This window comes from Streptomyces sp. NPDC053474, from assembly GCF_044544845.1.
GTDB lineage: Bacteria > Actinomycetota > Actinomycetes > Streptomycetales > Streptomycetaceae > Streptomyces.
This window is the reverse complement of record NZ_JBITXV010000005.1, coordinates 169,745-194,445: the sequence shown is the minus strand read 5'-3', so window position 1 is coordinate 194,445 and position 24,701 is coordinate 169,745. Positions and strand designations below refer to the sequence as shown.

The following is a 24,701-nucleotide window of genomic DNA, read 5'->3' as shown; positions in this document are numbered from 1 at the left end:
CTCCCGATGCCGCCCCCCGCCCGTACGTCCCGCCGAGAGGAGCCCCATGAACCCCCCGTACGCCCCCTGGCAGCTCCGTGCCGCCTTCGCCGCGCGGCTCTCCGACATGTACGGGCGCGAAGTGCCCGCGTACACCACCCTCGTCGACGTCACCCGCGCGGTGAACGAGGACGTCCTGCGCGAGCGCGGCGCCGCCGCCGAGCGGCTCGGGTCCATCGGCCGGGTCACGGCCGAGCGGCACGGCGCGATCCGGGTCGGCACCCCGGCCGAACTCGGCCAGGTGGCGCGGGTCTTCGGGGCGCTGGGGATGCGGCCCGTCGGGTTCTACGACCTGCGCGAGGCCGCCGCGAGCGCCGTGCCCGTGGTGTCCACCGCGTTCCGGCCCGTCGACGCGGACGAGCTGGCCCGGAACCCGTTCCGGGTGTTCACCTCGCTGCTCACCCCCGCCGACCCGCGGTTCTTCGACGACGGGCTGCGCAAGCGGCTTGAGGGCTTCCTCGCCGCGCGCGAGCTGTTCCCGCCCGAGCTGCTCGCGCTCGCCGACCGGGCCGAGGCCGAGGGCGGGCTCGTCGGGGCCGATGCCGAGCGGTTCCTCCAACTCGCCGTCGCCGCCTTCGAGTTGTCGCGCGAGCCGATCGACAAGGCCTGGTACGAGGAGCTGGAGCGGGTCTCCGCCGTGGCCGCCGACATCGGCGGCGTACGCGGCACGCACATCAACCACCTCACGCCCCGCGTCCTCGACATCGACGAGCTGTACCGCAGGATGACCGCCCGCGGCGTCCGGATGATCGACACCGTGCAGGGGCCGCCCGCGTGGGACGGGCCCGACGTGCTGCTGCGGCAGACGTCGTTCCGGGCGCTCGACGAGCCGCGCGCGCTGCGCCTGGCCGACGGCAGCGTCACCAGCGGGATGCTGCGGGTGCGGTTCGGGGAGGTGGAGGCCCGGGGGATCGCCCTCACGCGGGCGGGGCGCGCCCTGTACGACGAGCTCCTCACTCGCGTCGACGACCGCCTCGCCCGGGGTGAGCGGCACGGCCCGGCCACCCCGGCCGAGCGCGCGGAGGCCGCCCGCGCGGTGTGGTCGGCCGCGCTGCCCCGCACCGAACGCGAGCTGGCCGCGCGGGGGCTCGGCCACTTCACGTACCACGTGGTGGCGGACCGGCCCCGCGACGGCGCCCCGCCGCCCCCGGCGCTCGACGACCTCCTCGACGCGGGGTGGGTGCGGGCCGAGCCCCTCGTGTACGAGGACTTCCTGCCCCGCTCCGCCGCCGGGATCTTCCAGTCGAACCTGGAGGCGGCCGGGGTGCGGGACGACACGGTCGCGGGGGCCGCGTACGACAGCGCCTGGCTGTCGGGGGCCATGGGGCGCGAGGTCCTGGATCCGTTCGACCTGTACGAGGCGCGGCAGCGGGCTTCCCTGGCCGTGGTCGCGCGGCAGCTCCGCATCCCCGGCCCCGGTGCCCCCGCTGGGGGCTGCGCCCCCTAGACCCCCGCATCGCGCTCCGCGCTCGTCCTCAAACGCCGGACGGGCTGATTCCCCTCCCCTCGCCTCCCCTCGTCCTCTCCGAAGGAGTCCCGTGACGCCCACCCTCCCCACCACCGAGTCCCTCCGCCACCGCGCCCGCGCCGCCCTCTCCCGCGTCGGTGCCGAGATCCCCGAGGGGCGGGGGTGTCAGGCCCGTACGCCGATCACCGGTGAGGGGCTCTTCGCGCTCGCCGGGGCCGGGGCCGCCGCCGTCGACGAGGCCGTCGCCGCCGCGCACGAGGCGTTCCTCCAGTGGCGGGCGGTGCCCCCGCCGCGCCGGGGGGAACTGGTGCGCCGCCTGGGCGAGTTGCTGCGGGAGCACCAGGGGGACGTCGCCGATCTGATTACCATCGAGGCGGGCAAGATCCGCTCGGAGGCGCTCGGCGAGGTCCAGGAGATGATCGACATCTGCGACTTCGCGGTGGGCCTCTCGCGCCAGCTGTACGGGCGGACCATCGCGTCCGAGCGGCCGGGGCACCGGCTCGCGGAGACCTGGCATCCGCTCGGGGTCGTCGGGGTGATCTCCGCGTTCAACTTCCCGGCGGCCGTCTGGTCCTGGAACACCGCCGTCGCCCTGGCCTGCGGCGACACCGTGGTGTGGAAGCCGTCCGAGCTGACGCCGCTGGTCTCGCTCGCGTGCGCGCGGCTGCTCGACCGGGCCGCCGACGACGTGGGCGCCCCGGCCGGGGTGCACCGGCTGCTGCTCGGCGACCGGGCCGTGGGGGAGCGGCTCGTGGACGATCCGCGGGTGGCGCTCGTCAGCGCCACCGGGTCCACGCGCATGGGCCGCGAGGTCGGGCCGAGGGTCGCCGCCCGCTTCGGGCGCTCGCTGCTCGAACTCGGCGGCAACAACGCCGCCGTGGTCGCGCCCTCCGCGGACCTCGACCTCGCCGTGCGGAGCGTCGTGTTCGCCGCGGCGGGCACGGCGGGCCAGCGGTGCACGACGCTGCGCCGCCTCATCGTGCACGAGGACGTGGTGGACGCGCTGGTGGGGCGGCTCGCGGGCGCGTACCGGAAGCTGCCCATCGGGAACCCCTTCGACACGGCGACGCTCGTCGGGCCGCTGGTCTCACCGGCCGCGCTCGACCGCATGCAGGAGGCGCTCGCCCGCGCCCAGGCCGAGGGCGGCAAGGTCCTCGCGGGCGGTCAGCGGCGCCTGGCCGACATCGCGCCCGACGCGGCGTACGTGGAGCCCGTCCTGGTGCGCGTGGGCGCGCAGAAGGGCGTGGTGAAGGAGGAGACCTTCGCGCCGATCCTGTACGTGCTGACGTACGACACCTTCGAGGAGGCGATCGCGCTGCACAACGACGTGCCGCAGGGCCTTTCGTCGAGCGTCTTCACGCGCGACCAGCGCGAGGCCGAGCTGTTCCTGTCCGCCGAGGGCTCCGACTGCGGCATCGTGAACGTCAACATCGGCACGTCGGGCGCGGAGATCGGCGGGGCCTTCGGCGGCGAGAAGGAGACCGGCGGCGGGCGCGAGTCCGGGTCCGACGCGTGGCGCGCGTACATGCGGTCCGCCACGAACACCGTCAACTACTCGGGCGGGCTCGCGCTCGCGCAGAACGTCAGCTTCCTCTGAAGCTTCCGCTGACCGCCGGATCCGCTGACTGCCGGATCCGTTGGCCGTCGGATCCGTCAGGCGCCCGGCGCGCGGTCCGCCGGGCGGACGTCCGGCCCGGTCAGGTCGCGGACGTAGGTGATCCCGGGGCGGCCGTCGAGGACGGTCTCCCCGGTGGGCACGAAGCCGGTGCGGGCGAGCACGGCCTGCGAGCCGGGGTTGTCGGTGGTGGTCTCGGCCCGCAGCGATGTCAGGCCGTACTCGGTGGCGGCGAGGACGCACACCTGCCGCACCACCGACGTGGCGAGCCCCTGGTTGGTGGCCTTCTTGGCGATGCGGTAGCCCAGTTCGGCCGAGCCGTCCGCCACGTCGACCAGGTTGACCCGGCCGAGGATCTCGCCGTCACCGCCGACCACGACGTGGAAGTGGCAGGCTCCCGTGTCCTGTTCGGCGAGCAGCGCGCGGTGGCGCTCGTCGAACGCCGCGAAGTAGGCGTCGCCGCGGTCCGGGACCGCCGCGGCGAAGTAGGCGCGGTTCTCCCGCTCGAAGGCGAGCAGGGCCGGGGCGTGGTCTGCGCGCAGGCGCTGGAGTTCGGGCATGGGCCAACCGTACGTCGTGATGGGCCGTCAGCCGCCCTGCTTAACGGCCCGTGAACAGGCGACTTTTAGAGATCGCGGGCTCCGGAAGCAGGTCTTCCGGAGCCGCTTGTCCCGCGGCCGGAGGCGTCAGCCGTCCCGCGGCCGGAGGCTTCAGCCCCGCCGCGTGATGTCGAAGCCGAACGCCAGCGTGCCCGGGTCGACCGCCGTCACGCCGCCGTCGACCGTGAGGGTGGCGCCGTTGACGAACGACGCCGCGGGCGAGAGCAGCCAGGCGATGGCCTCGGCGACCTCCTCCGGGGTGCCGGGGCGGCCCGCGGGGATCAGCCGCGTCCCCTGCTCGTACGCGGCGTCGAGCCCTTCCTCGCCGTCGCCGAGCCCGGCGGACCGCGCGAACGCGCCCATGCGCCGGTCGGCCATCTCCGTGCGCACCCAGCTCGGGCAGACGGTGTTGGCCCGCACGCCGAGCGCGCCGTAGTCGACGGCGACGGAGCGGCAGAGCTGGAGCAGCGCCGCCTTGGACGTGGCGTACGCGGCGTTGCCGACGCCGTTGCGCAGCGCGGAGACCGAGGCGACGGCGACCACCGAGCCGCGGCTTTCGAGCAGGTGCGGCAGCGCGGTGCGCAGCAGGTGGAAGGGGCCGGTGAGGTTGGTGCTGAGGACGGTCTCCCAGTCCTCGGGGGTCACGTCGCCGACGGCTCCCGGGCGGCCGGTGCCCGCGTTCAGGACGACGCCGTCGAGCCGTCCGTACGCCTTCACGGTCGCCGCGACGAGACCGGCGACGGCCTCGGGGTCGGCCGCGTCGGCGGGGTGGGCGAGCGCGCCGGTCTCCTCGGCGATCTGGTGCAGCGGCTCCGGGCGCCGCCCGGAGACGACCACGTGGTGCCCGGCCGCGCGCAACTGCCGGGCGGTGGCGGCGCCGATGCCCGTTCCGCCGCCGGTGACGAGGACAACGCGGGTATCCGTCATGGTCGTTCGGCCTCCTGTGCCCCTCGGGTGTCCGGACCCTCCAGGGTCGCACGCGGACCGCGCCGCGCCGCGTGCGCCCCTGGCGGGTCAGTCGACGTAGACGCTGGTGCCGAACTCGAAGACCGCCGACTCGCCGGGAGCGACCAGTGCGAGGAGGGCGCCGGTGCAGTCGGGGCCGGAGAAGACGAGGGCGACCTCGTCGGTGTGGTTGTCGACGGTGAGCGGCCGGATGTCCGTGTCGTAGCAGCCTTCGGGGTCGACGTACTCGACGCCGCCGACGATCAGCACCCCCTCGGCCGCGAGGGCGGAGCCCGGCAGTGCCAGGGCCAGCGTTCCGGCCGCGACGAGGGAGCCGAGGGCGAGGGCGATACGGCGCATGAGCGGTTCTCCTGTCTGCCGGGGCCGCCGAGCGCGGCCCGCGAGGTAACCGAACGTACGCGATCACACGCGGACGGTCACCGGCGCGCGGAAGCTCAAGATCCCGTGCACGGACGGCCGCGCACGCCAGGTCGTGTGCTACGGTGCGAGCAGCACGTGTGTACGCCCCTTCTGGGCGCCGTGCCTTCCTTCTCCGACCCGGCGCACTCTTCGCCCGGTCCGGACTCCCGTTTCCACCAGCCCGTCGTACGAGGCCACGAGCCGTCGCTGTCCGGTGTGCACGGCACCCGGTGTGCACGGCCCCTCGCGACCGGCCTTCTCCGCGCAGCTCGCGCACGTCCCGCGTTGTCGCGAAAGGACCACCCACCCCATGAACCCCACCCAGACCATCCAGACCACCCAGTCCACTCAGGCCACCCACACCTTCTCAGCCATCCCGTCCCCGGCCCCCGCGACCGGCCTGCGGATTCACAGCGGTGTCCTGGACATCGCGAAGGCCGACGGGCACCTGCGCGCCGAAGGCTGCCTGCCCGGGCCCGCCGACGTGCTCGTCCCCGCCGCCCTCGTGCGCCGACTCGGCCTGCGTACGGGCGACTTCGTCGAGGGCACCTGCGGCGGCAGGGCGCGCGTCCTCGCCGAGGTCACCCGGGTCAACGGCCGCGCCCCCCAAGGCCTGCGCGACCGGCCCCGGTTCGGCGACCTCACCCCGCTGCACCCGCGCGAGCGGCTGCGCCTGGAGACGCCGGGCGGCTCCCTCGCGCCGCGCCTCGTCGACCTGGTGGCGCCCGTCGGCAAGGGCCAGCGCGGACTGATCGTCGCCCCGCCGCGCGCGGGCAAGACCGTGCTGCTGCGCCAGCTCGCGGACGCCGTGGCCGCCAACCACCCCGAGTGCCACGTCATGGTCGTCCTGCTCGACGAGCGGCCCGAAGAGGTCACCGAGATGCGCCGCGCCGTGCGCGGCGAGGTGCTCGCCTCCACCTTCGACCGGGCCCCCAGGGCGCACATCGCGCTCGCCGAACTCGCCGTCGAGCGCGCCAAGCGGCTCGTCGAGGACGGCAAGGACGTCGTCATGCTCTTCGACTCGCTGACCCGGCTGTGCCGCGCGTACAACAACACCGCGGCGAGCGGCGGCCGTACGCTCAGCGGCGGCGTCGACGCGGCCTCCGTGCAGGGCCCCAAGCGGCTCTTCGGCGCCGCCCGCCTGGCCGAGGAGGGCGGCTCCCTGACGATGCTCGCCACCGTCCTGGTGGAGACGGGCTCGCGCGCCGACGAGTACTACTTCGAGGAGCTCAAGTCCACCGGCAACATGGAGCTGCGCCTGGACCGGACCCTGTCCGACCGCCGGGTCTTCCCGGCCGTCGACGTCACCCCGTCCGGGACCCGGCGCGAGGAACTGCTCGTCCCCGCCGAGGAGTTGGCGGCCGTGCGCGGGCTGCGGCGGGCGCTGGCGCGGCGCGACGGGCGCGAGGGGTTCGAGGCGCTCCTCGACCAGCTCCGCAAGGCGCCCTCCAACGCCGCCTTCCTGCGGCAGGTGCGCCTGTCCGTGCCGGGGGCCGTGGCGGAGGCGTGAGGGGGTCCGCCGCCTCAGGTGCGGGTCACCAGGACGCGGTAGTTGCCGTCCAGGTCCACGCCCGCCACCTTCACCCGCACCCCCGTCTTGCGGTCCGTGAAGGTCTCGCCGAGGGCGAACGGCGCGTCCGAGAGCTCCGCGTGCACGTTGGGGCTGCGGGTGCAGCCGCCGCTGTCGCGGGTCGCGTCGGTGACCGTGATGGGGCCGTGGCCGGTGTCGACGTCCGCGTCCACGCGGTACACGAGCACGCCGGGGCGGCACACCGCCTCGTCGTTGCCCGCGCGGGTGCGCAGCTCCACGGCGTACCCCGTCTTCGCGTCGACGGGCACGAACACCAGCTTCGTGCCGCCGCGCCCGGCGAGCGGGGTGAGCAGGTGCTCCGTGGTGCCGTGCGCCGGGGCGCAGTCGACCTGGGTGTCGTCCAGCCAGCCGAGCTTCCACTTGTGCCAGCCGAGCAGGTCGTTGTTGGCGCCCCAGTCCTCGCTCATGATGTCCCAGTGGCCGACCGCGCCGCCGCCGTCGCGCGTGTACAGGTCCGGCAGGCCGAAGACGTGGCCGTTCTCGTGCGGCAGCACCCGGTAGCCGGTCCGGTCGTAGCTGCCCGAGCCGTCGTCCTGGCGGCTGTACACGAAGGAGGCGTTGGCGATCGGCACGCCGTCCGCCACCGGTGCCTCGTGGTTGCCCGCGAACGTCACCGACAGGACGGTGTCGAGGGCCGAGGGCCCCGCGTTCGGCGTGATGAGGACGTTGAGCAGGTCGTACGCGCGGAAGTCCACCGCCGGGTCGGCGGCGGCCACGATGTCCCGGACCAGGTCGCGGTAGCCCGGGTCGAAGGGGGCGCCGCGCGCTATCCCGTACTTCTTGAACGGCTTCGGCATCCGCAGCCAGTCGGGGACCGGCACCTCGGAGCGGTAGTCGAGACGGCCGTAGGAGCTGGTGCGGAACCAGTCGGAGGTCTGCGGGAAGAACTCCCCGAGCCGGTCGAGCGCCGAGCCCTCGCCCGGGGCGTCGGAGAAGTCGATCATCAGGTTCAGGGCGCGCACGGTGCCGGTGGAGCGGGTGTAGCCGGGGCCCGTCGGGATGCCCTCCGACATCTGTACGCCGAGCTCGCCGCTGATCATGCAGGGGCCGAGCGCCGTGGAGCGGGCCTGCGAGACCGGGCCCGCGGCCGAGGGGGTGTCCGCGAGGAGGCGGCCGGTGCTCGCGGACGTGGTGACGGCGAGCACCACCGCGGCGGCCGAGCCGAGGGCCACGGCCCTGGCGACCCGGTTCCGGCGCGGCCGCCTTGGCCCCCGGGTCCCCGTGCCGCGGCCCCGGCCTATGCCCTTCCACCTCGGCTGCTGCATGCGTGGGCCCTCCGCTCCGCGGCAGCCGCCGGGTCCGGCTGCGCCCTGTGCGATCACCCTGTGCCGGAGGGTGCGCGGGCGCGCGCTGAGCGCGACCGATCGTGGGTTTCTCGGAAAGTTCCGGGGGAGCGGGGCCGGGGGTGTGACGCGGGCTCCGGGGTCTTCCCGGGATGTGACGCAGGTCACGCGAGAGCGGGGAAATATCCGGGGACGGTCTCCCCGTTTAGACCGGTGTCCGAGTGAAACGGGGATCCACTCCCCGGATCGCGCACCTCAGCTCCCGCCGGGAAATTCGTTGGACCCGCCACCCGGGACCCTGCGAACCTGAGGCCTTTGACCGCTTCGAGGAGACTCCGCCGTGTCCACCGCCACCGCCGCGCAGCGCACCGCACCGCGACCGCGGGCCGACGCCCTGCGCAACCGGGAGCGGATCGTCGCCGCCGCGCGCGACATGTTCGTGCAGCACGGCGCCGACGTACCGCTCGACGAGATCGCGCGCCGCGCGGGCGTCGGCAACGCCACGGTCTACCGTCACTTCCCCGACCGCGGCGAGCTGGTGCACCACGTCCTGCTCTTCGTCACCGACCGCGTCTCGGTCCTGGCCGAGGAGGCCATCGTGGCCGTCGACGCGGAGCCGGACAGCGCCTTCGAGGCGCTGCGCGGCTTCGCGCACGCCGCGGTGGACGAGCGCATCGGCGCCCTGTGCCCGATCGTCTCCGAGGCCCTCGACCCCGAGCACCCCGAACTGCACGCGGCCCGGCTGCGCGTGGAGAGCGCGGTGCAGGGGCTCATGGACCGTGCCCGCGCGGTCGGCCAGCTGCGTCCCGACATCGGTGTCGCGGACGTGGTGATCGCCCTGTCGCAGCTCACCCGGCCGCTGCCGGGGTCCGGCGGCTGCCTCCTCGACTTCGACCGGTTCGTGCACCGCCATCTCCAGCTGTTCCTGGACGGCCTCATGGCACCGGCACGCTCCCAGCTCCCCGGACACCCCGCGACCTTGGAGGACCTACGCCAGAAGGCCGACTGACCAGGTGACGGCCGTCCGCGGCCCCGGCTCTCCACCGCCCCGTTCCACGGACCGGGGACCAAGGGACGAGTCGGCCTCACGCCCGCGGCCCATGTGCCGTCCCGACCGCCCGGTGTCTCCTGGGGCCGTGCCAGCACTCCGTGCCCGAACCCCGTGACCGTGCCCGACTCCGTGACCACGTCTGAATCAGCATTCGCCGACTACGCCTGAATCAGCACTCGCCTCGTTCACTCCTGCGTCTCTAGGTGGCTTCACCCATGTCTGCATCACCCGTCACATCACTCGCTCCGGACCCAAAGCGCTGGAAGGCCCTGGTCTTCATCGCGCTCGCCCAGCTGATGGTCGTCCTCGACGCGACCATCGTGAACATCGCGCTGCCCTCCGCCCAGGAGGACCTCGGCATATCCGAGGGCAACAAGCAGTGGGTCATCACCGCCTACGCCCTCGCCTTCGGTGGCCTGCTGCTCTTCGGCGGCCGCATCGCCGACCTCTGGGGCCGTAAGCGCACCTTCGTCACCGGCCTCATCGGCTTCGCCGCGGCCTCCGCGCTCGGCGGCGCCGCGACCGGCGAGGCGATGATGCTCGGCGCCCGCGCCCTCCAGGGCGTGTTCGGCGCGCTGCTCGCGCCCGCCGCGCTCTCCCTGCTCGCGGTGATGTTCACCGAGGCCAAGGAGCGCGCCAAGGCGTTCGGCATCTACGGCGCGATCGCCGGTGGCGGTGGCGCCGTCGGCCTGATCCTCGGCGGCTTCCTCACCGAGTACCTGAACTGGCGCTGGACGTTCTTCGTGAACATCCCCTTCGCGATCGTCGCCGCCGCCGGTGCCTACTTCGTGATCCGTGAGCCCGAGGGCGGCCGCAACCGCTCGCCGCTGGACATCCCCGGCGTGTTCCTGTCGACGCTCGGCCTGGTCGCGCTCGTCTACGGCTTCACCCGCGCCGAGTCCGAGGGCTGGTCGGACGGCGTGACCATCGCGATGTTCGTCGCGTCCGTCGTGCTGCTCGCCGCCTTCGTCCTCACCGAGGCCAAGGTCAAGCACCCGCTGCTCCCGCTGCGCGTCCTGACCGAGCGCAACCGCGGCGGCGTCTACCTGTCGCTCGGCCTCGCGATCATCTCGATGTTCGGCCTGTTCCTGTTCCTCACGTACTACCTGCAGATCGTGAAGGGCTACTCGCCGGTCAAGACGGGCTTCGCGTTCCTGCCGATGATCGCGGGCATGATCACGGGTTCCACGCAGATCGGCACCCGCCTGATGATCCGCGTGCCCCCGCGCTTCCTGATGGCCCCGGGCTTCCTGGTCGCCGCCGTCGGCATGCTGCTCCTGACGCAGCTGGAGGTCGACACCTCGTACGCCGGTCTGATCATGCCCGCGCAGCTGCTGCTCGGCCTCGGCATGGGTACGGCGTTCATGCCCGCCATGTCGCTCGCCACGCACGGCGTCGAGCCGCGTGACGCCGGTGTCGCCTCCGCGATGGTCAACACCTCGCAGCAGGTCGGCGGCGCCATCGGCACGGCCCTGCTGAACACCATCGCGGCCTCCGCGACCACGGCGTACATCGAGGACCACGCGGCCTCCGCGACCACCCCGGCGGCGCAGAAGCTGCTCGCCGCGCAGTCCATGGTGGAGGGCTACACCGCCGCCATCTGGTGGGCGGTCGGCATCCTCGCCGCGTCCGCGGTGATCGCCGCCGTGCTCATCAACACCGGCGCCCAGAACGGCCAGACGGCCTCCGGCGACGGCGTCGAGGACGAGGTGAAGATCCCGGTGGTGGCGCACTGACGCCCCCGCGCGGGGTCTGAACCGCCCTGGCGTCCGCACCCCGGCCGGGGTCAGCGGAGCCAGGGCAGGTCCGCCCCCGCCTCCTTCGGCTGAAGTCCCTCGGCGACGATCCGCATGATCTCGCCGAGGGACTTCTGCTGTTCCGTGGTGAGCCGGTCGAAGAGCGCCTGGCGCACCGCCTCCACATGGCCGGGCGCGGTCTGCCGCAGCACCTCCTGGCCCTCCTCGGTCAGGATCGCGAACTGCCCGCGCTTGTCGGTCGGGCAGTTCTCGCGCCGCACCCAGCCGCCGCGCTCCAGGCGCGCGATCGCGTGCGAGAGCCGGGACCGGGTGATCTTGGAGTCGCGGGCCAGCTCCGTCATCCGCATCCGGCGCCGCGGCGCGGCCGAGAGCTGCACCAGGAGCCCGTAGTAGAGATGGGGCATGCCCGCGTCGCGCTGGAGCTGCCGGTCGAGGTAGTCCTCCAGGAGCGTGGAGGCGTGGATGTACGCGAGCCAGGTGCGCTGCTCCTCGTCGTCGAGCCAGCGCGGCCCGGCGGCGGGCTCCCCGGCGGCGTCCCGTGCCTCGGTGGATGGCCTGTCCATGTAACCCACTGTACGAGCCTTTCCTGTGCCCCCGGCAAGGGTGTCCGCTGCCGGGGCGTGGCGAACGCGCTCAGAGGGCGGGCGGGTTGAGCTCCACGCCCCGCAGCGCGGCCGCGCGCGCCCGCTCGTCGCCGACGTCCAGGGCGGTGTCCGCGAACTTGATCGTGTGGTCGTCGCCGTGCGCCGCGGCCCGCGCGAAGACCTCGTCGAAGGTGCTGCGCCCGGCCTCGCGATACGCGGCGCGCAGCTCGTCGGCGGGCGCCGGGGCCGCCGGGCCGTAGGCGGCGGTGACGGCGGCGCTCGCCGCCCAGGCCGCCTCCAGGGACGCGGGCCACAGGGCGCGGGGGAGCGCGGGCAGAGTGCGCAGGACGGCGTTCGGCGCGGTCGCCGCGTGCACCAGCATGATCGGGTCGGCGTGGCCGTGGGTGGCGTACCGGTGCACGGCCGCGGTGACCAGGTCGGCGAGGCGGGCGCGCGCCGCGTCCGGGTCGGTGGCCGGGACCGCGGGCCACTCCGGTACGGAGGCCAGCTGCGCGAAGCGGTCCGGAAGCCCCCCGTCCTGGACCGGGACGCGCTCCACGGCGGCGAGCGCGGCGGCGGCGTCGGCCGCCGTCGGCAGGGCGCGGGGGGCGCGCGGCGGCAGCGGGGTGTGCCGGGCCGCCCAGTAGCCGAGGCCGTGCGCCAGCTCGGCGACGCGGGGCGCGGTCTGACCGCCCGGCGCGGTGAGGCCGCGCACGGCGTGCCCGACGCGGATCACCGGGTGCGTGGAGCCGCCCGCGATGCCGGGAAGCAGCACCGGCCACCAGGCGGCGAGCACCTCGCGCCAGGGCCGCTCGGCCAGGGCGCGGGCGAAGTGGTCGATCCAGTCGGCGGCCCGGCGCGGGTCGCCGAGGGCCGCGCGCCAGTCGTCGTCGCCGATGGGGGCCACGCGCGCGGGCATGTCCTCCAGCTTGTGGCGGTAGTGGTCGAGCCAGCGGTGCACGGTGTGGGCCTGGCCGTTGTGGACCAGGGACTCCACGGCCATCGGGCCGTGGTTGGTGAGGCGCACGACCCGCTCGGGGCCGCTCGCGTGCAGGCGCTGGAGGGCTTCGTCGAGGACGCCGCCGGAGTCGGGGCCGGAACCGGAACGGGAGCCGGAGCCGGGGGAGGGCGCGCCGGAGGTGCCGCTGATCTCGTTCATGGCGGCACGCTAGGCGCGCCGACCGGCCACCAGGAACGGTCTGCGGAACTAGTCCCTTGGCCCTAGGGGCAGCTCGTACCAGGCCACGTCCCAGTAGCGGTGAAACTTCCGGCCGACTTCCGCGTACGTACCGATGTGCCGGAAGCCGAACCGTTCGTGCAGCCGCACCGATGCCGCGTTGGGCAGCGCGATGCCCGCGTACGCCCGGTGCAGGTCCTCGCCCTCCAGGGCGGCGAAGAGGGCGCGGTAGAGCAGGGTGCCGACGCCGCGCCCGGCCGCCCGCGGGTCGCAGTAGACGCTGACCTCCACGGAGGTGGAGTACGCGGGCTTGGCGCGCAGCGGCCCCGACGTGGCATAGCCGAGAATGTCAGGTTTCCCCGAATTGCCAGTCTGGGCAACCATCAGGCGGTGCGGGCCGTCTTTGGGGTGGGAGAGCAGCCAACGGCGTCTCTCTTCCGGCAGAAACGGGACGGTGTCGAATGTGACGGCCGTCTCACGGACGTAGTGGTTGTAGATCTCCGTGAGGGCCTCGATGTCCGCCTCTTCGCCCGGCCTGACCTGCACCTCTACGGGTTCCTGCGGCATCCGGCCTCCTCGTGTGGCGGCACAGGGTACTGCATGATCAGGAAAATGGACGCGCGGGTTGGGAATTCTGTCCGGATTCCAGTCGTTGTATCCATCGGATGCGGGGCACCTGGGAGGGTGTGCCGTCCACCACAGGTCCATACCGGACCGCCCGGCCCGCCCGCCACCACGGGTCACCGCCGGACCGACCAGTGACAACCACGCAAGGGAGCACGCATGGCAACCCGTGCCGTCGCCCGTCGCAAGTCCGCCGACACCGGCGAGACCGACGCGGCACGCAGTGTTCGCGCTTCAGGCGGCGAGATCGCCGACCGCGACCTGGTCGGCATGTACCTCGACGAGATAGCGCGCACACCCCTGCTCGACGCCGCGAAGGAAGTCGAGCTGTCCCAGATCATCGAGGCGGGTGTCTACGCCGAGAAGATCCTCGCGGGCGAGGTCGAGGAGAAGTCGGCCGTGACCGCCTCCGAGGCGGAGCTGCGCGCCCTCGTCGCCGACGGCGAGCGCGCCAAGGACGTCTTCATCCGGTCGAACCTCCGCCTGGTGGTCGCCGTCGCCCGCCGCTATCCGCGCAGCGGCCTGCCCCTGCTCGACCTCATCCAGGAGGGCAACGCGGGCCTGGTCCGCGCGGTCGAGAAGTTCGACTACGCCAAGGGCTTCAAGTTCTCCACGTACGCGACCTGGTGGATCCGCCAGGCCATCACCCGCTCCATCGCCGACCAGTCCCGCACCATCCGGCTGCCCGTGCACCTGGTGGAGGAGCTCGGCCGGATCCGCCGCGTGCAGCGCGAGTTCAACCGCGAGCACGGCCGTGAGCCGGAGGCCACCGAGATCGCCGCCGAGCTGGCGTCGACCCCCGAGCGCGTCACGGACGTCCTCGACTGGGCCCGCGACCCCGTCTCGCTGAACATGCCGGTGGACGACCAGGGCGAGACCCAGTTCGGCGACCTCCTGGAGGACACCTCGGCGGTCTCCCCCGAGCAGTCCGTCCTCACGCTCCTGCGCAGTGAGGAGCTCGACGACCTCATCGGCCGCCTCGACCAGCGCACCGCCTCCATCATCAAGATGCGGTACGGCATCGACGACGGCCGCGAGCGCACGCTCACGGAGGTCGGCAAGGAGCACGGCCTGACCCGCGAGCGCATCCGCCAGATAGAGAAGCACGCCCTGCTCGAACTGAAGAAGCTGGCGCGCGACACGGGCTTCGACGCGGCGGCCTAACCCGGGGCCCCGCCGCCGAGCGGCACCGGGCGGGCCCGGCCCGCCCGCGCCCGGCCCTGCTCGGCCCTGGCCCTGCTCGGCCCTGGCCCTGCTCGGCCCTGGCTCTGCTCGGCCCCGGCCCTGCTCGGCCCCGGCCCGGCGCCGAGCCCCGGCGTCAGGTCCGGTCCACCGCCGCACCGAACCGACGCCCCAAGTCCCGTACGCGGGACACCAACTGCTCCGGCCCGCGCACGGTGAAGTCGCACTCGACCCAGACGAGGCGGCCCGCCACCCACTCCACGGGCTCGGTCACCGTCCCGCGCAGCCGACAGCGGTCGTCGCCGACCGCGGCCAGCTCACCGAGGGCGGCGGGCAGCCGCCCCCGCACCCGGTCCAGCGGGGCGTGGAACTCCACGTCCACCTCGTACGCCGAGGACTCCGGCCGCCGCGCGAGCACGCTGCGGCGCACATAGGCGTCCGCGCTCCCGCCCGGCAGCATCCGCGGAGCGAACCGCACCGCCGTGGGGAACGGCTCCGACACCCGGTCCACGCGGAACGTACGCCAGTCCTGCCGCTCCAGGTCGAACGCCACCAGGTACCAGCGCCGCCCCGTGGACACCAGGCGGTGCGGCTCGGTCAGGCGCCTCGACGGGGTGCCGTCCTTGGCCTCGTAGGCGAACCGCAGCTGTTCGTGCGCGGCCGTCGCCGACGCGATCACCGTCAGCGTCTCCGGTGCGATGCGCGCCCCGTCCCCGCTGGTCAGCGACATCGTCGCGGCGCCGAGGGCGGACACCCGGTGGCGCAGCCGGGACGGCAGGACCTGCTCCAGTTTGGCGAGGGCCCGCACCGACGCCTCCTCGACGCCCTCGACGGCGTGCCCGGCCCCGGCGCGCAGCCCCACCGCGATGGCCACGGCCTCCTCGTCGTCCAGGACGAGGGGCGGCATGGCCTTGCCCGCGACGAGCCGGTAGCCGCCGCTGGAGCCCTGCGTGGCCCGCACGGGATAGCCGAGCTCTCGCAGCCGGTCGACGTCCCTGCGCACCGTGCGGCGCGAGACCCCGAGGCGCCCCGCCAGCTCGCCGCCGGGCCATTCGCGCGGGGTCTGGAGCAGCGAGAGCAGCTGAAGGAGCCGTGCCGGTGTGTCCGTGGTCATGGGGTCTCCCGCCGCCGTGGTCGTGCGTTCACCGGGAACCGTCTGCCGGGAACGTGCTCTCATGGTCCCGGAGAACTAGGTCATGAGCTGACCTATATGACCTCTAGCCTCACGGCATGACTTCTCCCAGCACCCCCGCCGCGGCTGCTCCGTCCCCGGAGACACCGTCCGACCGCCGTCGGTGGTTCGCCCTCGCGATCGTGATGACGGCCGCCTTCATGGACCTCGTCGACGTGACGATCGTGAACATCGCGATCCCCTCCATCCAGCGCGACGCGGGCGCCACGTTCAGCCAGATCCAGTGGATCACCGCCGGATACGCGCTCGCGCTCGGCGCGGGCCTCATCACCGGCGGACGGCTCGGCGACATCTACGGCCGCAAGAAGATATTCCTCATCGGCATCACGGGCTTCACCGTCGCCTCGGCGCTGTGCGGCTTCGCCGCGAACCCGGAGATGCTGGTCGCGTCCCGCATCCTCCAGGGCTCGATGGCCGCGCTGATGGTGCCGCAGGTCCTCTCGATCGTGCACGCCACGTTCCCCGCGCACGAGCGCGGCAAGGTCTTCGGCCTGTTCGGCATGGTGGTGGGTCTCGGCGCGGTGTCCGGGCCGCTGCTCGGCGCGCTCCTGACGGAGTGGAACCTCTTCGGTCTCGAATGGCGCCCGATCTTCCTGATCAACCTGCCGGTCGGCATCGCGGGCCTGCTGCTCGGGCGGAAGTTCATCACCGAGTCCAAGGCGCCGCGCGCGCTGCGGCTCGACCTCGTCGGCGTCGTCCTGGTCACCGCCGGTCTGCTGATGCTCCTGTACCCGCTGACGCGCGGCCGCGAGCTGGGCTGGCCGCTGTGGGGCTACGCGATGATGGCGGGCGCGGTCGTCGTGTTCGGCGTGCTCGTCGCCTACGAGCGGCGCAAGGCCGCCAGGGACGGTTCGCCGCTCGTGGAGCTGTCCCTGTTCAAGGTGCGCAGCTTCGCCGCGGGCATCGCCGTGCAGACCGTGTTCGGCGTCTCGCTGGGCATCTTCTTCCTCGTCTGGACCATGTACATGCAGGTCGGCCTCGGCTGGAGTGAGCTGCGCGCGGGTCTGACCGGGGTGCCCTTCTCCATCGCCGTGTCCGCCGCCGCGGGCATCTCCGTGCAGAAGCTGGTGCCGCGCTTCGGCCGCAAGGTCCTCCAGGCGGGTGCCCTCGCCATGGCCGCGGGCGTCCTCATCTACATCTGGGAGGCCGGTCGGTACGGCGCGGACATCGCGCCCTGGCAGATGGCGCTTCCCCTGGTGGTGATGGGCGTCGGCATGGGCCTCATCGTGGCCCCGCTGACGGACGCGGTGCTCTCCGAGGTCCCGCGCGAGCACGCGGGCTCCGCGTCCGGCCTCATCAACACCGTGCAGCAGATGGGCAACGCGCTCGGGCTCGGCCTGGTGTCCGTGGTCTTCTTCGGCGTCATGGACGAGAACGTGGTGCCGCAGCGGGTCGCCGCGGAGTTCGCCCACGGCTTCCAGAACGCCCTGTGGTGGGTCTTCGGCGTCCTCGCCGTCATCTTCGTGCTGATGCTGGGGCTGCCGCGAAAGCCTGCCCAACACGTGGAGGGCGCCGAGTCCCTCGACGCGCCGGAGGCCCCCCAGGCCTCCGACCGTGAGCCGGTGCTCACCTCCTGAGCCGCGGGGCGGGTGGGCCTCTCTCCCACCCGCCCGCCCGTGACTCCCCGGCTTCCGCCAGGCACGGCCCCGACGCGAAGTGCCTTGCCTGGCGTCCCCACTGCCCGTCGCCACCGCGGCGGGTTCTTTCTTGCCCGCCCATCTCTCCGGGTTCGTCGGACTGGGTGGGGGCGGGTGGGTGGGCCCGCCCGGCCGCGCGTGGCGCGGCGTCGCGGTCCGCCGGGGCCGGGCTTCCGGCTGTGCCCAGGTGCCGGGCAACCGTTTCAACCGAGGCCCCGCCAAGGCCCCCGCCCCGGGGCCAGGCGGGGCCCGTTTGTGTCCAGGTGGTGCCCGATCCTGTTTACTTCCGCCCGGAGAGCCCATACGATCCAAGAGAACCCACACACCCGGGCACAAGCAGGAGGCCCCGAGCCATGTACGCGCCAGAGCGCCAGCAGGAGATCCTGCGCCTGGCGAGGGAGGGCGGCCGCGTCGACGTCCTCTCGCTCGCCGCCGAGTTCCAGGTCACCGCCGAGACCATCCGCCGCGACCTGAAGGCCCTGGACCGCGCGGGCCTGCTCCGCCGCGTGCACGGCGGCGCGATCCCGGCGGGCCGCCTGGACTTCGAGCCGGACCTCGCGGAGCGCGAGGGCACCGCCGCCGACGAGAAGGACCGCATCGCCCGCGCCGCCCTCACCGAGCTCCCCGCCGACGGCACCGGCACGGTCATCCTCGACGCGGGCTCCACCGTCGCCCGCCTGGCCGCCCAGCTCCCCCTGGAGTCCGCCCTCACCGCGGTCACCCACAGCCTGCCCACCGCCGCCCGCCTCGCCGACCACCCGGGCATCCAGCTCCACCTGGTCGGCGGCCGCGTGCGGCACCGCACCCGCGCCGCCGTGGACGCCTGGTCCCTGCGCGCGTACGCGGAGATCCGCGCCGACGTCCTCTTCCTGGCCGCGAACGGCTTCTCGGCCGCGCACGGCCTGACCACCCCCGACCTCGCCGAGGCCGCCGTCAAGCGCGCCGCCGTCGCCGCCGCCCGCCGCGTCGTCCTGCTCGCCGACAGCGGCAAGTACGGCCAGGAGCACTTCGCCCGCTTTGGCGACCTCGCCGACGTGGACCTGCTGATCACGGACACGGGCCTCAGCCCCGACGACGCCGCCGCCATCGAGCGCGCGGGCACGGAAGTGGTGCGCGCATGATCCTCACCGTCACCCCGAACCCCTCCCTCGACCGTGCCTACGACGTCCCCGCCCTCACCCGCGGCGCCGTCGTCCGCGCCACCGGCGACCGCATGGACCCGGGCGGCAAGGGGGTCAACGTCTCCCGCGCGGTCGCCGCCGCGGGCGTGCCCACCCTCGCCGTCCTCCCGCTCGGCGGCGCCCCCGGCGCCCTCGTCGCCCAGCTCCTCGACGAGCAGGGCATCGACCTCGCCCCGGTCCCGGTCACCGGCGCCACCCGTTCGAACATCTCCGTGGCCGAACCGGACGGCACCCTCACGAAGATCAACGCCCCCGGCCCCGAGCTCACCGCGGCGGAGAGCGAGGCCCTGCTCGCCGCCGTCGCCGCGCACTCCGCCCGCGCCGACTGGATCGCCTGCTGCGGCAGCCTCCCGCGCGGCCTTCCCCCGTCCTGGTACGCGGACCTGGCCGACCGCTGCCACGCCGCCGGGGCCCGGATCGCCCTCGACACCTCGGGCCCGGCCCTCCTCGCCGCCCTCGCGGGACGCCCGGACGTCGTCAAGCCGAACGCCGCGGAGCTCGCCGAAGCCGTCGGCCGCCCCCTCGCCACCGTCGGCGACGCCCTCAAGGCCGCCGACGAGCTGCGCGAGCGCGGCGCCCGCGCCGTCCTCGCCAGCCTCGGCGCCGACGGCCAACTCCTCGTCGACGACTCGGGCGCGTACTTCGGGCACGCCCGCGTCGACGCCGTACGCAGCGACGTGGGCGCGGGCGACAGCTCCCTCGCCGGTCTCCTCGTCGCGGGCGGCACCGGGCCGCGCGCCCTCGCCGCCGCCGTCGCGCACGGCGCCGCCGCGGTCCAGCTGCCCGGCAGCCTCATGCCCACCCCGTCCGACCTCGCCCCGGACGCCGTCACCGTCACCGACCAGGTGCCGCTCGACCTCGCCCTGACCGAGCCCGCCGCCTGACCCCGTCCCGTCCTGACCCCGCCCTGACCGGGCCCGCCGCCTGACCCCGTCCCGTCCTGACCCCGCCCTGACCGGGCCCGCCGCCCGTCCCCTTCCTCGCCCGTGTCCCCGGGCCGTCCGCGCGCAAAGGAGCCCGCGATGAGCGAGAACCACGCCATGATCACCGCGGAGTTGGTCGATCTCGACCTCGACAGGACCGCCACCACCAAGGAGGCGGCGGCCCGCGCCCTCGCCGAGCGCATGGTGGCCCTCGGCCGCGTCACCGACCTGGACGGCTTCCTCGTCGACGTGGCCGCCCGCGAGGCCCAGATGCCCACCGGCCTCGACGGCGGCATCGGCATCCCGCACTGCCGCAGCGCCCACGTCACCGAGCCCACCCTGGCCTTCGGCCGCAGCACGGCGGGCATCGACTTCGGCGCCCCCGACGGCCCCGCCGACCTCGTCTTCCTCATCGCGGCCCCCACCGGCGCGGACGATGCCCATCTGACGATCCTGTCCTCCTTGGCACGGCAGTTGATGGACGCGGAGTTCACGGCGGCCCTGCGCGCGGTGACCTCGGCGGCGGACGCGGCGGCGCTGATCCGGGGCGACCGGGCCCCCACAGCCGCCGACGCCGAGCACCCGGACACCACCGAGGCCCAGACGGACGAGGCCCCGGCGGACGCGCCCCCGGCGGGTGAGCCCAGGGTGGACGAGCCCAAGGCGGGCGAGCCCCCGGCAGGTGAGCCCAAGGCGGGCGAGCCCCCGGCGGAGGGCGGGACCGAGCGCTTCCGTATCGTCGCCGTCACCTCCTGCCCCACCGGCATCGCCCACACCTACATGGCCGCCGAGGCGCTGGAGAACGCCGCCCGCGCGGCAGGCGTCGAGCTCACCGTCGAGACCCAGGGCTCCGCGGGCTTCACCCGCCTCGACCCCGCGACCGTCGAGCGGGCCGACGCGGTGATCTTCGCCCACGACGTCCCCGTACGGGACAAGCCCCGCTTCGCGGGCAAGCCCACCGTCGACGTCGGCGTCAAGGCGGGCATCAACCGCCCCGCCGAACTCATCGCGGAAGCACGGGAGAAGGCCGCCCGCGGTGAGGTCGCGGCCCCGGCCCGCCCGAGCCCGGTCGAGGGCGCGGGCGACAGCGGCGACAGCTACGCCACCAAGCTGCGCAAGTGGCTGATGTCCGGCGTCAGCTACATGGTGCCGTTCGTCGCCGCGGGCGGCCTCCTCATCGCGCTCGGCTTCGCCATCGGCGGCTGGAAGATCGACAAGGCCCCGTCGGTCGCGGAGCACTTCGCCTGGACCGACCACACCAGCTGGGCGGCCCTGCTCTTCCAGACCGGCGGCCTCGCCTTCGCCTTCCTGGTGCCCGTCCTCGCGGGCTACATCGCGTACGGCATGGCCGACCGGCCGGGCCTCGTCCCTGGCTTCGTCGGCGGTTCGGTCGCCGTCACCATCAAGGCGGGCTTCCTCGGCGGCATCGCGGCCGGGCTGCTCGCGGGCGCCGTGGTCATGGGCATCCAGCGGATCCGCATCCCCGCCGTGCTGCGCGGCATCATGCCGGTGGTGGTGATCCCGCTGGTCTCCGCCGCGGTCGTCGGCTTCCTGATGTTCCTCGTCGTCGGCAAGCCCATCGCCTCGCTGCAGAGTGCCCTGACCGACTGGCTGGAGGGCCTGTCCGGCGCCAACGCCGTCATCCTGGGCGTGATCCTCGGCCTGATGATGTGCTTCGACCTCGGCGGCCCGCTCAACAAGGTCGCGTACGCCTTCGCCGTCGGCGGCCTCACCCACCCCACCGACGGCTCGCTGAAGGTGATGGCCGCCGTGATGGCCGCGGGCATGGTGCCGCCGCTCGCGATGGCGCTCGCGACGACCCTCCGGGGCCGCCTGTTCACCCCGGCCGAGCGGGAGAACGGCAAGGCGGCCTGGTTCCTCGGCGCCTCCTTCATCACCGAGGGCGCGATCCCCTTCGCGGCCGCGGACCCGCTGCGGGTCATCCCCGCCTCCATGGCGGGCGGCGCGGTCACGGGCGCCCTGTCGATGGCGTTCGGCTGTACGCTGCGCGCCCCGCACGGCGGTGTCTTCGTGGTGCCGCTGATCGGCCGACCGCTGCTGTACGTGCTCGCGATCGCCGCGGGCGTCTGCGTGTCGACGGCCGTGGTGGTGCTGCTCAAGAGCGCCCGGAGGACGGCCGCCGCTCCCGAGCGGGACACGGCGGACGAGCCGCGGGTTCCGGTCGCCGTCTGACCGGACGTTCCCCGGCCCCCCTCGCGTGGGCATACTGCTGGTACTGCGGCATGGGCGCCCGGGCACGGGCCACACCCGTGGGGGCCACCGTGAGTCAGCTTCAGCAGAGCCACCTCAGCAGCCTGCTCGGCATGGTCACCGAACTCACCGAGCAGGCCCGGGCCGGCCTCCACCGGCCCACGGAGAGCGACCGCGTCTTCCTCGCCGTCTACTCCGGCTTCCTCATCGAGACCGGCGCGGGCATTCGCTGGCTGCTCGAACCCTCCCTGATCGAGTACGCCGCGCACGCCGTCCGCCGCCAGGCCCCCGCCGCCAGCCCGGCCCGCGCCGACGTCGCCGCCCGACTGCTCGCAACGCTGTGGGCGTCCTGCCTGCTCGCGGGCGTCGACACCGAGGACTGGGACCTGGAGGCCCCCGAACTCCCCGCGATCTGCGTACGCATGGCGGGCCTGGTCACCGGCGAGCGCGAACCGGAATCCTGACGCCCGGATCCACCCCGCCCAATGGGAGATGCGTCACTTCAAGGCCAAAGTCCCATAAACGCCCCTGTTGTTAGGCTGGCGGCTGTTGTCTACTGAGCGGCATGTTCGACGGTGCTTCGATCGTTCAGCAGACAAGTGTGGCGCTGTTCGCCGCCGTGACCACCCTCTGGGCCGTGACCTTCCTGCGGCTGCGCCGCGGCCGGGAGGCCGGACCCCAGGTCTCGGGCGCGGGCGGCCCCGCGCTGCGCTCACTGCCCGTCCAGTCGGGTCCGCCGGGCGCGGAGTCCGTGCAGCTGACGGCGGCCGAGCGGGCCGCTTTCGCCGGTCTGGTACGGCAGTTCGGCAAGGGGCGCGACTAAGCACGGCTCGGGTGCGGGTGTGCCCGAGCGGCTAGCGGCTGCGCGTCACCGGGAACGCCCGGGCCCGCCGCTCCATCGCCGCGCGGGCCGCGCGCTCGCTCACATACACCTCGCACATGTGGCGGCCGTCGGTCGTCGCCGTGTGCTCGACCTCCCACAGGCTGACTTCCGAGCCGTCGAAGAGCAGGAAGGCGTGCTCGTACAGCGAGAAGCCGAGCCGGGCCTCGCCGGTGAGGCCGGAGCGGCCGAAGGCCTGGGTGATCTGGTGGGCGAAGGCCGCGCGCAGCAGTCGCGCCATGTCCTCGCCGGGGCGGTCCACGCTCGCCGGGTTCTCGGCGCGGCGCAGCAGCCTGCGCGCGTGGTCGGCCGAGTCGTCCGGAACGTACGTGTGCCGCGGCTCGTGCGCGGCGGTCAGCTGGAGCACGACCGGCAGGTCCCCGGCCGGGGTGTCGGGCGGCAGCGGAAGGCGCGCGGTGGCGACTCCGGCCTCCTCCTCGTCCAGATACAGCTCGTACTGGGCCTGGCTGTCGGGCCCTGTGTTGTGCACGAGCTCCCAGAGGGTGAGCGCGCTGCCGTCGGCGAGCAGCCAGGTGTGGCGGTACGTCTCGCGGTGCAGGCCCGCGCTGTGGTGCGCGGAGTGCAGCGAGCTGTCGTAGGCCAGGGACCGCTCCAGGCGCCGGACGGTGTCGTCCGGCAGGTCGAAGGAGTTCAGCGCGCGGCTGAGCAGTCGCTCGAGGTGCTCCTCTGGAGTCAGGGGCTCGGGCGACTCAGGTGGTTCGTACGCTGTCTCGTACGGAACGCTCACGGATACTCCCGGATGCTTCCGGCGTTGCTGCATGTCACCTTGTGCGTGCATACCGTAGCCCCTGGGTCCGACATCATGTCCGGGAACAGGAAAACGATCGAGCCGCACGGCAAGTTCCCGTGCGGCTCGCTCCGTTGAGGCCCTGAGTGCGCCGTTCGGGGCGCCACGCGCGCCCCTTTTGTGGCGTGTCCGTCAGGCGCGCGTCACTCGGCGCTGCCCGCCGTCCACTGGCTCCACGACATGTTCCAGCCGTTCAGGCCGTTGTCGGGGGCGATGGTCTTGTCCGGCGAACCCTTGACCGTCACGACGTCACCGATCAGCGAGTTGTCGTAGAACCACTTGCCCATCGTGTCGCCCTGCGCCCCTTGCACATCCTGGAGCCCCACACAGCCGTGGCTGGTATTGGTGCTACCGAAGATGGAGGGCGAGCTCCAGTAATTGCCGTGGATGAACGTGCCGGACGTCGACAGACGCATGGCGTGCGGCACGTCCTTGATGTCGTACTCCCCGCCGAAGCCGACCGTCGAGCCGTTCATCCGCGTCTGGACGAACTTCTCGGAGATCACCATCTGGCCGTTGTACGTGGGGTTCTGCGCGCTGCCCGCGGAGATCGGGACGGACTTGAGGACCTTGCCGTCCCGCTCGACCGTCATCTTCTTGGCGCCCACGTCGACCGTGGAGACCTGCTTGCGGCCGATGGTGAAGGTGACCGTCTTGTCCTGGACGCCGGTGATGCCGTTGCCGCCCTTCACGCCGTCCAGGGCGATCTTCATCGTGACCTTGGAACCGGCCTTCCAGTACTCCTGCGGCCGGAAGTCCAGGCGCTGGTTGCCGAACCAGTGGCCGACGACCTTCTGCCCGCTGCTGGACGTGACCGTGATGTGCGACTGCACGTCCTTCTTGTTGGTGATCGCCTTGTCGAAGTTGAACGACACCGGCATGCCGACGCCGACGGTGGTGCCGCCGTCCGGCGCGTACGAACCGATGAAGCTGTTCGCCGACGACACCGTCGTGAACGTCGCGTTCTCCGTCGCCGGGCGGCCCTCGCCGTCCTTGGCGTTGGCGGTGACCTTGTACTTCGTGCCGCGCTCCAGCTGCGCCTTGGGCTTCCAGGTGCTGCCGTCGGCGGATATGGAGCCCTCGACCGCGGCGCCGGACGTCACCTGCGTCATCTTCACGCTGGTCAGCTTGCCGTCCTTGACCTTCACGCCGGTGGCGTTGATCGAGGCGTCGGTCGCGCCGTCCTTGGAGGAGATGGATATCTGGGCGCCGGACGCGTCCTTGGCCGCCCCGGACTTCTTGTCGTCCTTGGCGTCGGCGTCACCGCCGCAGGCCGTCAGGGTCAGCGCGCCGACCGCCGCGAGCGCGGCGGTCGCCAGCATGACCCGCCGACGGCGACGGGGCTGAGGCTGCGCTGCAATGTCCGGCGTTGTCACGGGCTGCTCCCATTCGGTCTGCGTTCAGCACGTTCTTGGTATGTACGTGGTCTGATCCAGTACGGGTAAAGAGTCGCCCGGCCGGGGATTGGTTCCGGGGCGCGGGTGTGAGCGCTGGCACATGGCTGCGCCCGCGGCTGTTTTCAAGGTCCTTTGCC

22 protein-coding genes are annotated in these 24,701 nt (G+C 73.4%); 12 read left to right on the top strand and 10 right to left on the bottom strand.

What is annotated here, in order from left to right; translation table 11 throughout:
- Positions 1-46 precede the first annotated feature (46 nt).
- Together ACIG3E_RS13685 and ACIG3E_RS13680 are read left to right on the top strand one after the other, a co-directional pair.
- The gene (locus ACIG3E_RS13685) at positions 47-1,486 is read left to right on the top strand and encodes a 2-oxoadipate dioxygenase/decarboxylase family protein (protein ID WP_399615215.1); all 1,440 of its coding nucleotides are present in this window, start codon (positions 47-49) and stop codon (positions 1,484-1,486) included.
- Between the two features lie 91 nt (positions 1,487-1,577).
- Positions 1,578-3,104 (top strand): aldehyde dehydrogenase family protein, encoded by a 1,527-nt coding sequence (locus ACIG3E_RS13680; protein WP_399615213.1) that lies wholly within the window; start codon positions 1,578-1,580, stop codon positions 3,102-3,104.
- A gap of 56 nt (positions 3,105-3,160) precedes the next feature.
- Here ACIG3E_RS13680 and ACIG3E_RS13675 read toward each other — a convergent pair whose 3' ends face one another.
- The 3 genes from ACIG3E_RS13675 to ACIG3E_RS13665 all read right to left on the bottom strand — a co-directional run bounded on the left by ACIG3E_RS13675 (position 3,161) and on the right by ACIG3E_RS13665 (position 5,026).
- On the bottom strand, positions 3,161-3,682 hold the full coding sequence (locus tag ACIG3E_RS13675; protein ID WP_399615211.1) for a GNAT family N-acetyltransferase: 522 nt from the start codon (positions 3,680-3,682) through the stop codon (positions 3,161-3,163).
- Between the two features lie 150 nt (positions 3,683-3,832).
- Positions 3,833-4,648, bottom strand: a complete 816-nt coding sequence (locus ACIG3E_RS13670; protein WP_399615209.1) for an SDR family NAD(P)-dependent oxidoreductase — start codon at positions 4,646-4,648, stop codon at positions 3,833-3,835.
- A gap of 87 nt (positions 4,649-4,735) precedes the next feature.
- Entirely contained in the window at positions 4,736-5,026 is a 291-nt protein-coding gene (locus ACIG3E_RS13665) for a hypothetical protein (RefSeq protein WP_399615207.1), read from the bottom strand.
- A gap of 370 nt (positions 5,027-5,396) precedes the next feature.
- On the opposite strand from ACIG3E_RS13665, the gene rho reads away from it, so the two are divergent.
- Positions 5,397-6,596, top strand: a complete 1,200-nt coding sequence (gene rho / locus ACIG3E_RS13660; protein ID WP_399615205.1) for a transcription termination factor Rho — start codon at positions 5,397-5,399, stop codon at positions 6,594-6,596.
- A gap of 14 nt (positions 6,597-6,610) precedes the next feature.
- Here rho and ACIG3E_RS13655 read toward each other — a convergent pair whose 3' ends face one another.
- Positions 6,611-7,942, bottom strand: coding sequence for a M6 family metalloprotease domain-containing protein (locus ACIG3E_RS13655; protein ID WP_399615203.1), 1,332 nt, complete (start codon positions 7,940-7,942; stop codon positions 6,611-6,613).
- Between the two features lie 358 nt (positions 7,943-8,300).
- Here ACIG3E_RS13655 and ACIG3E_RS13650 point away from each other — a divergent pair, with 358 nt between their 5' ends.
- Entirely contained in the window at positions 8,301-8,969 is a 669-nt protein-coding gene (locus tag ACIG3E_RS13650; protein WP_399615202.1) for a TetR/AcrR family transcriptional regulator, read from the top strand.
- 257 nt (positions 8,970-9,226) lie between these two features.
- A complete protein-coding gene (locus ACIG3E_RS13645) occupies positions 9,227-10,747 on the top strand; it encodes an MFS transporter (RefSeq protein ID WP_399615200.1) in 1,521 nt (506 codons plus the stop codon).
- Positions 10,748-10,797: 50 nt separating this feature from the next.
- Here the strand turns inward: ACIG3E_RS13645 and ACIG3E_RS13640 are convergent, their stop codons facing one another.
- From ACIG3E_RS13640 to ACIG3E_RS13630, 3 genes are all read right to left on the bottom strand, one after another.
- Complete coding sequence (locus ACIG3E_RS13640) at positions 10,798-11,331, bottom strand: MarR family winged helix-turn-helix transcriptional regulator (RefSeq protein ID WP_399615197.1); 534 nt, start codon at positions 11,329-11,331, stop codon at positions 10,798-10,800.
- A gap of 70 nt (positions 11,332-11,401) precedes the next feature.
- Positions 11,402-12,511 carry a questin oxidase family protein gene (locus tag ACIG3E_RS13635; protein ID WP_399615195.1) on the bottom strand — a complete coding sequence of 370 codons (1,110 nt, stop codon included), beginning with the start codon at positions 12,509-12,511 and terminating at the stop codon, positions 11,402-11,404.
- A 48-nt stretch (positions 12,512-12,559) separates the two neighbouring features.
- Positions 12,560-13,096 (bottom strand): GNAT family N-acetyltransferase, encoded by a 537-nt coding sequence (locus tag ACIG3E_RS13630; RefSeq protein WP_399615194.1) that lies wholly within the window; start codon positions 13,094-13,096, stop codon positions 12,560-12,562.
- Between the two features lie 216 nt (positions 13,097-13,312).
- On the opposite strand from ACIG3E_RS13630, the gene ACIG3E_RS13625 reads away from it, so the two are divergent.
- A complete protein-coding gene (locus ACIG3E_RS13625; protein ID WP_399615193.1) occupies positions 13,313-14,317 on the top strand; it encodes an RNA polymerase sigma factor RpoD/SigA in 1,005 nt (334 codons plus the stop codon).
- A gap of 154 nt (positions 14,318-14,471) precedes the next feature.
- Here ACIG3E_RS13625 and ACIG3E_RS13620 read toward each other — a convergent pair whose 3' ends face one another.
- Entirely contained in the window at positions 14,472-15,449 is a 978-nt protein-coding gene (locus tag ACIG3E_RS13620; RefSeq protein ID WP_399615191.1) for a helix-turn-helix transcriptional regulator, read from the bottom strand.
- 116 nt (positions 15,450-15,565) lie between these two features.
- On the opposite strand from ACIG3E_RS13620, the gene ACIG3E_RS13615 reads away from it, so the two are divergent.
- The 6 genes from ACIG3E_RS13615 (at position 15,566) to ACIG3E_RS13590 (ending at position 22,302) form a co-directional block, all read left to right on the top strand.
- Entirely contained in the window at positions 15,566-17,104 is a 1,539-nt protein-coding gene (locus ACIG3E_RS13615; RefSeq protein ID WP_399615189.1) for an MFS transporter, read from the top strand.
- Positions 17,105-17,517: 413 nt separating this feature from the next.
- Positions 17,518-18,285 carry a DeoR/GlpR family DNA-binding transcription regulator gene (locus ACIG3E_RS13610; RefSeq protein ID WP_399615187.1) on the top strand — a complete coding sequence of 256 codons (768 nt, stop codon included), beginning with the start codon at positions 17,518-17,520 and terminating at the stop codon, positions 18,283-18,285.
- Entirely contained in the window at positions 18,282-19,229 is a 948-nt protein-coding gene (gene pfkB / locus ACIG3E_RS13605; protein WP_399615185.1) for a 1-phosphofructokinase, read from the top strand. The genes ACIG3E_RS13610 and pfkB overlap by 4 nt, the downstream gene beginning before the upstream one ends.
- Before the next feature lie 138 nt (positions 19,230-19,367).
- Entirely contained in the window at positions 19,368-21,461 is a 2,094-nt protein-coding gene (locus tag ACIG3E_RS13600) for a fructose-specific PTS transporter subunit EIIC (RefSeq protein WP_399615183.1), read from the top strand.
- Positions 21,462-21,550: 89 nt separating this feature from the next.
- Entirely contained in the window at positions 21,551-21,943 is a 393-nt protein-coding gene (locus ACIG3E_RS13595) for a hypothetical protein (protein WP_399615181.1), read from the top strand.
- Positions 21,944-22,044: 101 nt separating this feature from the next.
- A complete protein-coding gene (locus tag ACIG3E_RS13590) occupies positions 22,045-22,302 on the top strand; it encodes a hypothetical protein (protein ID WP_399615179.1) in 258 nt (85 codons plus the stop codon).
- A 31-nt stretch (positions 22,303-22,333) separates the two neighbouring features.
- Here the strand turns inward: ACIG3E_RS13590 and ACIG3E_RS13585 are convergent, their stop codons facing one another.
- Entirely contained in the window at positions 22,334-23,107 is a 774-nt protein-coding gene (locus tag ACIG3E_RS13585; protein ID WP_399615177.1) for a DUF6227 family protein, read from the bottom strand.
- A gap of 203 nt (positions 23,108-23,310) precedes the next feature.
- The gene (locus ACIG3E_RS13580) at positions 23,311-24,543 is read right to left on the bottom strand and encodes an Ig-like domain-containing protein (RefSeq protein WP_399615175.1); all 1,233 of its coding nucleotides are present in this window, start codon (positions 24,541-24,543) and stop codon (positions 23,311-23,313) included.
- Positions 24,544-24,701: the final 158 nt, after the last annotated feature.